11 protein-coding genes and 1 pseudogene are annotated in these 13,127 nt (G+C 74.8%); 10 read left to right on the top strand and 2 right to left on the bottom strand.

The annotated features are described in order from the left end of the window. Positions 1-4: 4 nt before the first annotated feature. Positions 5-727: a mycofactocin biosynthesis peptidyl-dipeptidase MftE gene (gene mftE / locus DMP15_RS05330; protein ID WP_337825510.1), complete on the top strand. Its 723-nt coding sequence runs from the start codon at positions 5-7 to the stop codon at positions 725-727. 7 nt (positions 728-734) lie between these two features. On the opposite strand, the gene DMP15_RS05335 is transcribed toward mftE, so the two are convergent. Continuing rightward, the gene (locus DMP15_RS05335; protein WP_179761737.1) at positions 735-1,868 is read right to left on the bottom strand and encodes an alkaline phosphatase family protein; all 1,134 of its coding nucleotides are present in this window, start codon (positions 1,866-1,868) and stop codon (positions 735-737) included. 96 nt (positions 1,869-1,964) lie between these two features. Between DMP15_RS05335 and mftF the strand changes: the two genes are divergently transcribed. From mftF to DMP15_RS05370, 7 genes are all read left to right on the top strand, one after another. After that, positions 1,965-3,458 (top strand): mycofactocin biosynthesis glycosyltransferase MftF, encoded by a 1,494-nt coding sequence (gene mftF / locus DMP15_RS05340; RefSeq protein ID WP_139282891.1) that lies wholly within the window; start codon positions 1,965-1,967, stop codon positions 3,456-3,458. A gap of 383 nt (positions 3,459-3,841) precedes the next feature. Continuing rightward, the gene (locus tag DMP15_RS05345; protein WP_100878813.1) at positions 3,842-4,357 is read left to right on the top strand and encodes a (2Fe-2S)-binding protein; all 516 of its coding nucleotides are present in this window, start codon (positions 3,842-3,844) and stop codon (positions 4,355-4,357) included. 1 nt (position 4,358) lies between these two features. Next, positions 4,359-6,842, top strand: a complete 2,484-nt coding sequence (locus tag DMP15_RS05350; RefSeq protein WP_179761739.1) for a xanthine dehydrogenase family protein molybdopterin-binding subunit — start codon at positions 4,359-4,361, stop codon at positions 6,840-6,842. Next, the gene (locus DMP15_RS05355; protein WP_073576614.1) at positions 6,839-7,690 is read left to right on the top strand and encodes an FAD binding domain-containing protein; all 852 of its coding nucleotides are present in this window, start codon (positions 6,839-6,841) and stop codon (positions 7,688-7,690) included. The genes DMP15_RS05350 and DMP15_RS05355 overlap by 4 nt, the downstream gene beginning before the upstream one ends. 89 nt (positions 7,691-7,779) lie before the next feature. Further along, positions 7,780-8,496 carry an SRPBCC family protein gene (locus DMP15_RS05360; RefSeq protein WP_073576613.1) on the top strand — a complete coding sequence of 239 codons (717 nt, stop codon included), beginning with the start codon at positions 7,780-7,782 and terminating at the stop codon, positions 8,494-8,496. Positions 8,497-8,572: 76 nt separating this feature from the next. Then, positions 8,573-9,589 carry a P1 family peptidase gene (locus DMP15_RS05365; protein ID WP_337825511.1) on the top strand — a complete coding sequence of 339 codons (1,017 nt, stop codon included), beginning with the start codon at positions 8,573-8,575 and terminating at the stop codon, positions 9,587-9,589. Beyond that, positions 9,586-9,894, top strand: coding sequence for a hypothetical protein (locus tag DMP15_RS05370; protein ID WP_179761743.1), 309 nt, complete (start codon positions 9,586-9,588; stop codon positions 9,892-9,894). The genes DMP15_RS05365 and DMP15_RS05370 overlap by 4 nt, the downstream gene beginning before the upstream one ends. A 59-nt stretch (positions 9,895-9,953) precedes the next feature. Here the strand turns inward: DMP15_RS05370 and DMP15_RS05375 are convergent, their stop codons facing one another. Further along, entirely contained in the window at positions 9,954-10,439 is a 486-nt protein-coding gene (locus tag DMP15_RS05375; protein WP_337825512.1) for a PepSY domain-containing protein, read from the bottom strand. Between the two features lie 148 nt (positions 10,440-10,587). On the opposite strand from DMP15_RS05375, the gene DMP15_RS05380 reads away from it, so the two are divergent. Then, positions 10,588-12,048: a hypothetical protein gene (locus DMP15_RS05380; protein WP_073576609.1), complete on the top strand. Its 1,461-nt coding sequence runs from the start codon at positions 10,588-10,590 to the stop codon at positions 12,046-12,048. Continuing rightward, positions 12,045-12,782 (top strand): annotated as a pseudogene (locus DMP15_RS05385) (hypothetical protein); the annotation flags it as partial. The gene DMP15_RS05380 and the pseudogene DMP15_RS05385, both read left to right, overlap by 4 nt. Positions 12,783-13,127: the final 345 nt, after the last annotated feature.

Here is a 13,127-nt window from a genome sequence, read left to right on the forward strand (position 1 = left end):
GACCGTGCGCCTCGCGGATCTGATCTGGCCCGACCTCGACCCGGCCGCGGCGTACACGCTGCTCGTGCCGGTCGGCTCCACCGAGCAGCACGGCCCGCACCTGCCGCTGGGCACCGACACCGCCGTGGCGTCGGCGGTCGCGTCGGCGCTGCACGACGCCGACCCGGGGCTCGTCCTCGCCCCCGCACTGCCCTACGGCGCCGCCGGTGAGCACGAGGGCTTCCCCGGCACCGTGTCGATCGGGGAGGACGCGCTGCGCACCGTCCTCGTCGAGTACGGCCGCTCGGCGTGCCGGTGGGCCTCGCGGCTGGTGCTGCTCAACGGGCACGGCGGCAACGTCGCAGCGCTCCGCTCGGCGGTGACCCTGCTGCGCCACGAGGGCCGCGACGCCGGCTGGCTGTCCTGCGTCGCCGACGTCCCCGGGGTGCCGCTGGACGCGCACGCCGGGCGCTACGAGACCTCGCTGCTCGCCCACCTGCATCCCGGCCTGGTCCGCACCGACCGCGCCGAGGCGGGCGACACCCGGCCGCTGCGCGAGGTCATCGGGGAGCTGCGGGCCGGGGGGATCGCCGCGGTCAGCCCGAACGGCGTGCTCGGTGACCCGGCCGGCGCGTCGGCCGGGGAGGGGCTGCGGCTGCTCGCGGCGATCACGGCGACGGCGTCCGCGGCGGTCACCGCGTGGGACCCCGACCCCGGCACCGGACGCCTCCGCCCGCCGCCGGGGTAGCGCGGGGTCACGCCGCGGGGTGCACCAGCAGGGGCACGAGCTGCTCGGCCGTGGTGAACGAGCCGTGCTGGCCGGGCAGCGTGGACAGGAACGGCTCCGCCTCGCTCCGGACCACCGCCGCCGTCCCGTGCAGCGCGGCGACGACGTCGCCGACCCGGTCGAGCACCCGGTCGGTGACCGGCCCGAACCAGCCCCGGGCCACCGCCTCCTCCCGGCTGACGACGGCGGCGTCGTCTCCGAGCACCGCCTGCCAGGCGGCCAGCGCGTCGGCCGCCGCCCCGGGCTCGGCGTAGACGTGCCGGGCGCGCGGGTCCCCGCCGAGCAGCGCCACGCCGTCGGACAGCGCCGGGGTGGTGTCGGCGTCGACGGTCCGGTCGACGGTGACCATGCCGTGGTCGCCGGTGACCGCCAGCAGGGTCCCCGCGGGCAGTGCCTCCAGCAGCATCGCGAGCAGCGCGTCGACCTGGCGCAGCTGCCAGCGCCACGCCGGGCTCCCGGGGCCGTACAGGTGGCCGACCTTGTCCAGGTCGGCGTGGTAGCCGTAGACCAGCCGCGGACCGGGGCCCTCCACCCCGGCGAGGATCTCCACGGCCAGGTCGCCCAGCGCGGCCACCCCGCGGTACTCGCCACCGCGCAGCCCCGACCGGGTCAGCCCGGACGTCCGGAACTCCAGCGGCGACACCGACCGGACCGCGACGCCCGCCGCCGCGGCCCGCTCCAGCACGGTCGGCTCCGGCTGCACCCGCTCCGGGACGAGCCGCTCCCTCAGATCCCGGCGGCCCGAGGACCAGCCCAGCGCGTCGAGCAGCTCGCCGTCGACGCGGAACCGCAGCCCGAGCGTGCCGTGCGCGCCCGGCGGCAGCCCGGTGCCGAGCGAGGTCAGGCTGATCGGGGTGGTCGAGGGGAACCCGACGGTGAGCGGTCCGGCGTCGGCGAGCCCGGCCAGCACCGGCGCGTCGGCGGCGTGCGCGTGCAGCAACTCGTGGCCCAGCCCGTCGACGAGCAGCAGCACCGCCGCCCCTGCCCGCGGGAGCCCGAACGCGGGCGGCCGGTCGTCGAGCGGGGCGCCGATCGCGTGCAGCAGGGCGGGTAGGACGTCGGCCAGCGTCGCCGAGCCGTAGCGGGGGAGGACCTCGGGCATGCCCCGGAGTCTGCCCGGCGGGACCCGTGCGGACCACGCCGATCGGGCAGGTGCGGGTGTCGACCCGCGGCGGCCGGGGATGGAAGGCTCCCGGAGGTGACCGCCGCCCGGACCGACCCCGACCGTCCCTCCGCCACGACCCCCTCGGGCCCGGCGGACCGGCGGCTCCCGGACGGCTTCCGGGTGGTGCTCGACCGTCGCACCCGGCGGCTCGACGGCGGCGCGGCGCTGCTCGGCGGCGCCCCGCCCCGGCTGGTGCACCTGTCCGCGCGGGCCCGCGCGCTGCTGCCCGCCCCCGGGCGGCCGCTGGTCGTCACCGGCCCCACCGAGCGGTCCCTGGCCCGCACCCTGCTCGACGCCGGGCTCGCCCACCCCGTCCCCGACGCCCCGGCCGGGATCACCGGGGCCGAGGTCACCGTCGTCGTCCCGGTGAAGGACCGGCCGCTGGACCGGCTCCTCGCCGCGCTGGCCGGGACCGGGGTGGCCGGCCCGGTCGTCGTCGACGACGGGTCCACCGACCCGGCACCGCTGCGCCGCGCCGTCGAGCGGGCCGGGGGGACGGTCCTGCGGCACGCCACCCCGCGCGGCCCGGCGGCCGCCCGCAACGCCGGCCTCGCCGCCGCGACCACCCCGTTCGTGGTGTTCCTCGACTCCGACGTCGTCCCCGAACCCGGCTGGCTCCCCCCGCTGCTCGCCCACCTCGCCGACCCCGCGGTCGGTCTCGTCGCACCGCGGATCGTGGCGCCGGACCCGGAACGGGGCGGCGGGCTGCGCGGGGCGGTCGGGCGCTACGAGGCGGTGCGGTCGTCGCTGGACCTGGGGCCCGACCCGGCACTGATCGTGCCGCGGTCCCGTGTCGCCTACGTGCCGAGCGCGGCGATGCTCGTCCGGGTGTCGGCGGTCGGGCCGGTCGCGTTCGACCCGCGGATGCACGTCGCCGAGGACGTCGACCTCGTCCTGCGCCTGCACGCGGCCGGCTGGGAGATGCGCTTCGAACCCGTCGCGCGGGTCGCCCACGACCACCGCACCCACCCGGGGGAGTGGCTGCGGCGCAAGGCGTTCTACGGCACCGGGGCGGCGCCGCTGGCGCGCAGGCACCCCGGGGCGGTGCCGCCGGTGATCCTCTCCCCCTGGACGGCGGCGGTCTGTCTGCTCCTGCTCGCCCAGCGGCGGGGGGCGACGGCGCTCGCCGCCGTCGTCACCGGGGTCGCGACCGAACGGCTGTCCCGGAAGCTGCCCCGGCTCGACCATCCGCGGCGCGGGGCGGCCCTGCTCACCGCGCTCGGCCTGTCCGGGGCGCTGTGGCAGACGGCGTCGGCGCTGACCCGGCACTTCTGGCCGGTCGCCGCGCTCGCCTGCCTGGTGTCGCGCCGGGCCCGCCGCGCGGTCGTCGCGGCGGCGCTGGCGGAGGGGCTGACCGACTGGTGGCGCCACCGCGACCGTGACCCGCGGGTCCGGACCGGGCCGCTGCTGCACCTGCTCGCGCACCGGCTCGACGACCTCGCCTACGGTGCCGGTCTGTGGTGGGGGGCCGTCGAGCACCGGACCTCCGCCCCGCTGCGGCCGACCGGTCCTGGCGCACGACGCTGACGCAGGTTAGGCTTCCCTGCCCTCCGGGGTCGCACCACTCCGTCAGGACTGGTCTGAACGGGTGATTCGTGTTGCGTCACGGATCCGATTCTGAGGGCGCCTCTCGCCCACCTTCTCCGCGCCTGCGGTTGCGCACGACAGGCTGTCGCCGTGACGTCGGCACCACGCCACTCGACCTCCGGTCGCCCCGGTCCCGGCTCCTTGCACCCCAGGAAGATCGGGAGTGTGATGTGGGCGCTGCCACACGAGACGTGCGGCAACTTTTCCGGGCGCGCCGGCGTGGTCGCGAGACAGGCGACGGCGATCGGCGTTCCTCGGACGAAGTCCCCGGTCAGACCCCGCGCTTCGGAGCGTGCGTGGTCGCGTACGAGGAGTGAGAGTTCATGACAGAGGTCCGGGTCACCGTCGACGGCGTGAACTACGCCGACGACGTCGAGCCCCGCATGTTGCTCGCGCAGTACCTGAGGGAGACGCTGGGCAAGACGGGGACGCTGATCGGCTGCGACACCAGCAACTGTGGTGCCTGCACGGTTCATCTCAACGGGCAGAGCGTGAAGTCCTGCTCGGTGCTCGCGGTCCAGGCGGACGGCGCCGAGGTCACCACCATCGAGGGTCTCGCCCGCGACGGTCAGCTGCACCCGGTGCAGGAGGCCTTCCGCGAGTGCCACGGCCTGCAGTGCGGGTACTGCACGCCGGGAATGATCATGGCTGCGGTGGACCTGCTCGGGGACAACCCCGACCCGTCCGAGCAGGAGGTCCGTGAGGGCATCGAGGGCAACCTCTGCCGCTGCACGGGCTACCAGAACATCGTGCGCGCCGTGCAGACCGCGGCGAAGAACATGAAGCCGGGAGCCGCTCAGCCCTCCGGCCAGGCCGCCCCGGTTGCGGGAGGTAACTGACGTGACGACGACCGCCGAACCCACCACGACCGGCGAGATCGGCAAGGCCCGGGTCCGCAAGGAGGACCAGCGCCTCATCACCGGCCGGTCCCGCTACACCGATTCCATCACCCCTCCGGGAACCGTCCACATCGCCGTCGTCCGGTCGACGATCGCGCGGGCGACCATCACCTCGATCGACAAGTCCGAGGCCGAGAAGGCCCCGGGTGTGTTCGGCGTCTACACCGCGGCCGACCTCGGTGCGGAGGAGGTCGGCATGCCCTGCGCGTGGCCGATCACCCCGGACCAGAAGGCCCCGCAGCGCCCGGTGCTCGCCGTCGGCCGCGTCAACTTCTCCGGTGAGGGCGTCGCCGTCGTCGTCGCCCGGTCGGCCGCCGCCGCGCGCGACGCCGCCGAGCTCGTCGAGGTCGACTACGAGCCGCTCGACCCGGTCCTCGACATGGAGGCCGCCGCGCAGGACGGTGCCGAGCTGGTCCACCCGGACCTCGGCACCAACGTCTCCGCGACCTGGGTGTTCGACTCCGCCGCCGCCGGCACCGGTGCCGACGTGGCCGAGGCCATCAAGGCCGCCGAGGCCGACAGCGACTCCGTCGTCGTCCGCCGCCGCTTCCGCCAGCAGCGCCTGATCCCCGCGTTCATGGAGCCCCGCTCCTGCGTGGTGGACCCGACCGGTGAGCAGCTGACCATCTGGGCCGCGACCCAGGTGCCGCACATCCTGCGCACCATGACCACGGTGACCCTCGGGGTGCCGGAGTCCAAGCTGCGTGTCATCGCCCCCGACGTGGGCGGCGGCTTCGGCGGCAAGATCGGCGTCCTGCCCGAGGAGATGCTCTGCGTGCTGCTCGCGCAGAAGCTGGGCAAGCCGGTCAAGTGGACCGAGACCCGCAGCGAGTGCATGCTCACCGCGCACCACGCCCGGGACCAGATCCAGGACCTCGTGATGACCGCCAAGAAGGACGGCACCATCACCGGGTTCGACGTCCACCTCTACGCCGACATGGGCGCCTACCTGGGCCTCGTCGGGCCGGGTGTGCCGATCCTCGGCGCGTTCATGTTCAACGCGATCTACAAGATCCCCGCGCTGAAGTTCACCTGCTCCAACGTCTTCACCAACAAGACGCTGACCGACGCCTACCGCGGCGCCGGCCGCCCCGAGGCGACCTTCGCCGTCGAGCGCATGCTCGACGAGCTGGCCGTCGAGCTCGGCCGCGACCCGATGGAGCTGCGCGAGCAGAACTGGATCAAGCACGAGGAGTTCCCCTTCACGACCGTCGTGGGCCTGACCTACGACACCGGCAACTACGAGCAGGCCACGCAGCGCGCGATGGAGCTGTTCGACTACGCCGGTCTGCGCCGTGAGCAGGAGGAGCGCCGCCGCTCCGGTGACCCGGTCCAGCTGGGCATCGGCATCTCGACCTTCACCGAGATGTGCGGCCTCGCCCCGTCCCGCGTGCTCGGCTCGCTGGACTACGGCGCCGGCGGCTGGGAGGCCGCCAGCATCCGGATGCTGGCCACCGGCAAGGTCGAGGTCACCACCGGTGCCTCCGCCCACGGCCAGGGCCACGAGACGGCGTTCTCGCAGATCGTCGCGGACAAGCTGGGCGTCGCGTTCGAGGACGTCGAGATCCTGCACGGCGACACCCAGGTGGCGCCGAAGGGCCTCGACACCTACGGCTCGCGCTCGCTGGTCGTCGGCGGTGTGGCCATCGTCAACGCCGCGGACAAGGTGATCGAGAAGGCGACGAAGATCGCCGCGCACCTGCTCGAGGCCTCCGAGGACGACATCGAGTTCGCGAACGGCCAGTTCACGGTCAAGGGCACCGACAAGGGCAAGGCCATCCAGGAGATCGCGTTCGCCGCGTTCATGGCGCACGACTACCCGGAGGGCATGGAGCCCTCGCTGGACTCCGACGCCGTCTTCGACCCGGAGAACTTCTCCTACCCGCACGGCACCCACCTGGCCGCGATCGAGGTCGACACCGACACCGGCCGGGTGAACCTGCGCAAGTACGTCTGCGTCGACGACATCGGCAACGTCATCAACCCGCTGATCGTCGAGGGCCAGGTGCACGGCGGTCTCGCCCAGGGCATCGCGCAGGCCCTGTTCGAGGAGGCGAACTACGACGACCAGGGCACCCTGGTCAACGCCACGTTCGTCGACTACACGATCCCGTCCGCGGCGGACCTGCCGAGCTTCACCACCGAGACGGTCTCCACCCCGGCGACGAGCAACCCGCTCGGCGTCAAGGGCGTCGGCGAGGCGGGCACCATCGCCTCGACCCCGGCGATCCTCAACGGCGTGCTGGACGCGGTGCGGCACCTCGGCGTCGACGAGATCGAGATGCCGACCACCTCGCAGCGCGTGTGGCGTGCGCTCCAGGTCGCCAAGGGCAAGAACCCGCAGGAGACCCCGAGCGACACCCACGCGCCCGGTGCCGGCCTCGGTTCCATCGACCCGAACAACCCCAAGGGAGAGGTCCAGTGATCCCGGCGAAGTTCGACTACGTCCGGCCCTCCTCGGTCGAGGAGGCCGTGTCGGCCCTGCAGTCGGCCGGTGAGGACGCGAAGATCCTGGCGGGCGGGCAGAGCCTGCTGCCGGTGCTGCGCCTGCGGATGGCCGCGCCGAGCACCGTCATCGACCTCGGGGGCATCCCCGAGCTCAAGCGGATCGGCGAGGACGACCAGTACGTCATGGTCGGCGCGATGGCCACCCACCACGAGGTCATGCGCAACGACCTGGTGAACTCCCACGTGGAGCTGATCGCCCGGGCGACCGAGACCGTCGCGGACCCGCAGGTCCGCCACCGCGGCACCCTGGGCGGCGCGCTCGCGCACGCCGACCCGGCCGGTGACCTGGGCGCGGCCGCCCTGGCGATGGACGCCGAGTTCGTCATCCTGGGCGCCGGTGGCACCCGCCTGGTGACCGCGGCGGACTTCTTCCAGGACTACTTCACGACCGCGATCGGCGAGGGCGAGATCCTCACCATGATCCGGTTCCCGAAGCGGTCCGGCTGGAAGAGCCACTACGAGAAGTTCAACCGGGTCGCCCAGGCGTGGTCGATGGTGGCCGTCGCCGTGGCGCTGAAGGTGGACGGCGGGACCATCACCGAGGCCCGCGTCGGCCTGACCAACATGGGCAACGTGCCGATCCGGGCGACCGGTGTCGAGGCGGCCCTGGTGGGCAAGGCCGCGGGTCCGGACGTCGCGAAGGCGGCCGCCGAGCACGCGCTCGAGGGCACGTCCGCTCCGAGTGACGCGGACGCCGCCGCCGACTACCGTGAGCACCTGGCGAAGGTTCTCACCGGTCGTGCGGTGCTGGCCGCGGCCGGCTGACGTACCCGAGGAACACACCGACGCCGGCGCCGGCCCCGGAACCCCCGGGACCGGCGCCGGCGTTCGTTCGAGGAGGCTGGGCAGAGAAGATGCAACTGGAGAACAAGTTCACGATCGCGGCGCCGATCGAGGACGCGTGGAAGGCCCTCAACGACCCGGAGCTCATCGCTCCGTGCTTCCCCGGGGCGACCCTGACCGAGTACGAGGGCGACTCGTTCCAGGGCACCGTCAAGGTCAAGCTCGGCCCGATCTCGCTCACGTACAAGGGCAAGGGCACCTACATCGAGCGTGACGACGCGAACCACAAGGTGGTCATCGACGCGTCCGGCCGCGACGCCCGCGGCAACGGCACCGCCAAGGCCGTCGTGACCGGCACGATGGTCGCCGACGGTGCGGACAAGACCTCGGTCACGATGGTCACCGACATGACCGTCACCGGTCGTCCGGCGCAGTTCGGCCGCGGCGTCATCTCCGACGTCGCCGACAAGATCATCGGGCAGTTCTCGAGCTGCGTCGCGGACAAGCTGACCGGCCCCGGTGCGGCGACCTCCAACGGCGCGGGCCCGAAGCACGCGGCCGACCAGACCAGCCCGATCCCGGCCGTCCCGCCGGGCCCGGGTGAGCAGGCCGCGCCCGCCCCGGTGAAGCGGACCTACCAGCCGCAGAGCAGCCCGGTCGAGGCCATCGACCTGCTCGACTCGGCGGGTGCCCCGGTGCTCAAGCGCCTCGGGCCGGTGCTGGGCGGCGTGGGCGCGCTCGTGCTGCTGGTCGTGCTGATCCGGCGTCTGCGCGGCGCGAAGGGCTGAGTCCCCCGCACGTCCCTCCGGGCCGGTACCGCGTTCCGCGGTGCCGGCCCGTGGCGTTGCGGGGCAGGATGGAGCGGTGCGAGCGGGCGAGCGGAACGGGCTGACCGACATCGAGGGCCTGCGGGTCGGGCACGCGGCGGTGAACGGGCCGGGTGCCCGCAGCGGGACGACGGTCGTGCTGACCCCGCCGGGCGGCGCGGTCGCCGGCGTGGACGTGCGCGGCGCCGCGCCCGGCACCCGGGAGACCGACCTGCTCGACCCGGTCGCGACGGTCCAGCGCGTGCACGCCGTCACCCTGTCCGGGGGCAGCGCCTTCGGTCTCGACGCCGCGTCCGGCGTGATGGCCCGGCTGGAGCGCGACGGCGAGGGGTTCCCGGTGCCGGGCGCCGTCGTGCCGATCGTGCCGGCCGCCGTGGTGTTCGACCTCGGTCGCGGCGGTGACCCCCGGGTCCGCCCGACCGCGGCGACCGGCACGGCCGCCTACGACGACGCACACGCCGGCCCGGTCGTCCAGGGTTCGGTCGGGGCGGGCACCGGCGCGGTGTCCGGCGGGCTGCGCGGCGGGATCGGGTCGGCGTCCGCGGTGCTCACCGAGGGCTCTGCCGCCGGGACGACGATCGCGGCCCTGGTCGTCCTCAACTCCGCCGGTGCGGCCGCGGACCCGGCCACCGGTGAGGTGTACGGCGCCCGGCACGGTCTGCCGGGCGAGTTCGCCGCCGGGGTGGCCCCGGCCCTCGCCCCGCCGGAGCGGCTCGCCGCGCTGTACGCAGGGCACGTGAACCCGCTGGGGACGGCGACGACGCTGGTGGTCGTCGGCACCGACGCGGCCCTGGACAAGGTCGGCTGCACCCGGCTGGCGACGATGGCGCACGACGGCCTGGCCCGGTCGATCTCGCCGGTGCACACGATCCGCGACGGCGACTGCGCGTTCGCGCTGGCCACGGGCACCCGGGCCGCACCGGACGTCGCCGGGGTGTTCGCGCTGCAGGCGGCCGCGGCGGAGGTGACGGCGCGGGCGGTGGCGCACGCGCTGCTGGCGGCGGAACCGGCGCCGGACCGGCCGTCGTACTCGTCGCTCCTGGTGGGCCCGTGAGCGCGCCGAACCCGTGGCTGGGGCGCCCGCGTGCCCCGCGCCCGCCGCCCGCGCCGGACCCGGACGCGGTGCGTCTGGTGGGGCTGCCCCGGCGGCGGGCCGCGGCCCGGGCGGTGAACGACGTGGTGCGGGGCGTGGACGTGCGCGCGTTCGACGACGGGTGGACCGTCTCGTTCCTCAGCGGCTACTACACGCTCTGCCACACCCTCGACCAGCTGCTCGACGCCGTCGCCCCGGCCGGGGAGCGGGAGCTGCTGCGGGCGACGGTGCTGGCCGCGGCCGACGGGTCCGCGGGCCGGGGCTGACCGCCCGATCGGCGGGGCCCCGTGACCCGGGCCCCGCCGACCTCCGGTCCCGGGCCGGCTCAGTCGTCGTCGCGGTCGTGCCGGTCGTCGTCGCCGTCGTGCCGGTCGACGTCGTGGTCGAGGACCTGGCCGGTGGTGGCGTCGATGTCGAGATCGTGCTCGGTGGTGCCGTTCACGACCTCGACCTCCCAGTGGTCCCGGCCGTCGCTGCGGTCGTCGTCGCGGTCGTCGTCGTGCCGGTCGTCGTCGCTGTCGGCCCGGTCGAACTCGACCTCGGTGACCCGCCCGCCGCCCGCGGCGGCGAGGGCGGCGCGCTCGGCGGCGGCGCGGTCGACCGCCGGCGGGGCGGGGGCGGGGGCCGCGGGCGCGGCGGTGCGGGGCAGCTCCGGGGGCAGCAGGTCGGCGGTGCGTGCGATCGCGGCGCCGGTCGGGACGACGGTGAGCTCGTCCGGGGCGCCGCCCGCGCCGAGTGCGAGGGCGGTGCCCCCGCCGACGAGCAGGAGACCGGTGGCGGCGACGGCGGCGACGGTGAGGGGGGTACGCACGGTGATCTTCCTCCGAGAGGTTCCGGCTGGTCCGGGTCGGTGCGACCCGGATGCTGGTGGGAACTGTGCCGCCGCCCGCCCCAAGGTCGCGCTGCGTGAGCCCTAAGGCGGCGTTAGGGCCCGGAGCGGCCGAACTACAGTCGTCGGGGTGTCGACCATCAGCCCGGACGAGGGAGTGGCGCGCCGGCTGAAGGCCCTGGCCTGCACGGCGCCGCTGCACGATCTCGACGCCCGCAAGGGGCGGCTCGACTGGGACGCGACCGGCTACCAGATGGCCGAGATCGGCCTGCAGGCGATCGACCAGGTCACCCTGGCCATGGACTTCGACCACGGTGCCGACCACGCGGAGGTCGTCCGGCGGCTGCTGCCGTTCGTGGGCGCGCAGGTGCCGGGGGCGCCGCGGTCGGAGTACGTCCGCGTCGCGCAGTGGGTGATCGACAACCTGATCAACGTGGGGTCGATCGACCGCGGGTTCGCCGTGGAGTACGGCACGACCGACGACGACGGGCGCTACGTGCGTCGCCGATTCGACTTCAAGCTGCTCGTCGAGGTGGCCGCCCCGGACGGCGGGATCTACCTGCGCGCCTCGGACGAGGCGATCAACGTGCTGGTCGGGGCGTTGGACACCGACGTCGAGTCGGCCCAGGAGGCGGCCGAGACGAAGCTGGAGACGCTGATCGTCCGCGGTCGTCTCGGCGACGCCCGGCTGGCGGCCGAGCAGGCCCGCTACCGGACCGTGCAGTACGCGGAGTCGTTGCGGCGCAAGCTGGAGGCGACCCGGCGCGACGTCCGCTCGGTGGACTGGCTCGACGCCGTCCCGCAGCTGCTCGACGAGGCACTGACCCATATCGAGTCCCGCTACCGCGCCGAGACGATGATCAAGGCGAACATCGCCGACGCCCGTGACGAGGCCACCGAGCCCGGGCGCCGCAGGCAGGCCGCGGAGCTGGTGACCGTCGTCGACGACTGCATCCAGCGACACACCCAGCTGCAGGCACGGTTGCAGGAGGCGGGCGCGTCGTTCCGCGCCGAGCAGGACCGCCAGCAGTTCTCCGGGAAGCCGAAGCGGGCCGCCGTCGACGTGTTCGGGCAGCTGCTGCGGCCGTCGCTGGCGCTGACCGTCGAGGCGGCGCACGACCCGGTGACCGGCTACTTCGGTGCCGGGGCCGGGGTGCGGAACCCGTCGGTGCCGAGCCTGGGCGGGCTGGTCGAGACGTTGCTGACACCCCCGAGCGACCGTGACCCGTTCGGCGCCGAGGTGCCCGAGCCGGAGCTGGCGCCGCAGCCGCGCGAGCGGTTCGGGGTGGACACGTGGGCGGCCGCCGACGCGGTGCTGCCCGCCGACGTCGAGCACCCGGTGCGGCTGTCCGCGGCGCTCGCGGCGGCCCGCGCGGCCGGGGCGGACCTGCCGCAGCTGGTCGCGTTGCGGGCGATGCACGCCGTCGGGACGGCGGTGGCCACGGCACGGACCCAGGGCGACCCGTCGGTGCTGGTCGCGGTCGACGACGGGACGGTCCTCGACGACCCCGAGTTCGGCGGCGCGGACCTGCTGCTGGCGCGGGCCGGGGTGCAGGGCGGACAGACGAACCGACGGACGGCGCAGACATGAGTGACACCGAGACCGCGGCCCGCCTGGTCGGCTACGGCATGCGCCCCAAGGCGCTGCCCGGCCGCGACCCCGACTACGCCGACCTGGTCCGGCGCTACCGCGAGGACGACGAGTTCCGCACGACCGTGCAGCGCGTCGCGTCCGGTCTGGGCCTGGTGGTGCTGGCCGTCGACACCGGCCCGGGCATCGTGCTCGCCGCGACCGAGGGCTCGGTGTTCGAGATCCGGATGGACGAGTACGCCCGCCGCACCGCCCTGGCCAACCGGGGCGCCGACAAGGTCCTGCACGGGATCGCGCACCTCGCCGTCGCCGCGCTGGCCTTCCCCCGCCCCGACGACCTCGGCGACGACTCCTACGTCGGCCGGGTCTCGGTGGAGCTCGTCGACGGCGCCGTCCGCGAGGCCTGCCGGGTGCTGAACGAGCGTGCCGCGGGTCCCGCCGACCCCGAGTCCGACGCCCCGCAGCTCGAGGAGGTCTGGCGGGTCTGGCAGCGTCGCCCGGAGGCCACCGCGACCAAGGACGGCCGCGTCGGGGAGTCCACCACCCGCGGAATCGTCGGCAAGGCGCTGCGGTTCCTCGCCGACCAGGGCTTCCTCGTCCCGGTCGGCGCGGAGGGCGCCTACCGGACGACGCCGCGCTACCAGGTGCAGGTGCGCGAGCTCGCGGCCCAGCGGGCCTTCGACGAGCTGCTGGCCCTGAACGTCCTGCCCGCCGCGACCGCCGCCGGGACCCTGGTGACCGAGCACGACGGCGTGTTCGACGCGCCCGGGTCCGGTGCTCAGGGCGCGGCCGGGACGGGAAGCGCGCCCGACCTCGACGATCCGCCGGGGTCGGGGGAGACGGCCGGGCCGTCGTCGGCACTCGATCCGGCACCCGCGGCGAGGCAGCCTGTGGGGGAGACCTCCTCGGACATCGTTCACCCGGTGAACGGGGCGAACGGTGCCGGGACCGACGGCTCGGTCGGCTCGGTCGGTTCAGTCGGCTCGGACACCGTGTCCGTGGAACTCGCTTACCCGGTAAGCGAGTTCGTGCAGAGCGGTGTCGGGGGTGACGGCGTGGCCGGTGACCCGATGGGCGTT

It is taken from the genome of Pseudonocardia sp. UM4_GMWB1, from assembly GCF_017312155.1.
GTDB classification, from domain to species: domain Bacteria; phylum Actinomycetota; class Actinomycetes; order Mycobacteriales; family Pseudonocardiaceae; genus Pseudonocardia; species Pseudonocardia alni.

Bases quoted from the DNA above. Each gene is read 5' to 3' on its own strand.
- DMP15_RS05335 (WP_179761737.1), bottom strand. From the start codon at position 1,868: ATGCCCGAGGTCCTCCCCCGCTACGGCTCGGCGACGCTGGCCGACGTC.
- DMP15_RS05345 (WP_100878813.1), top strand. From the start codon at position 3,842: ATGACAGAGGTCCGGGTCACCGTCGACGGCGTGAACTACGCCGACGAC.
- DMP15_RS05360 (WP_073576613.1), top strand. From the start codon at position 7,780: ATGCAACTGGAGAACAAGTTCACGATCGCGGCGCCGATCGAGGACGCG.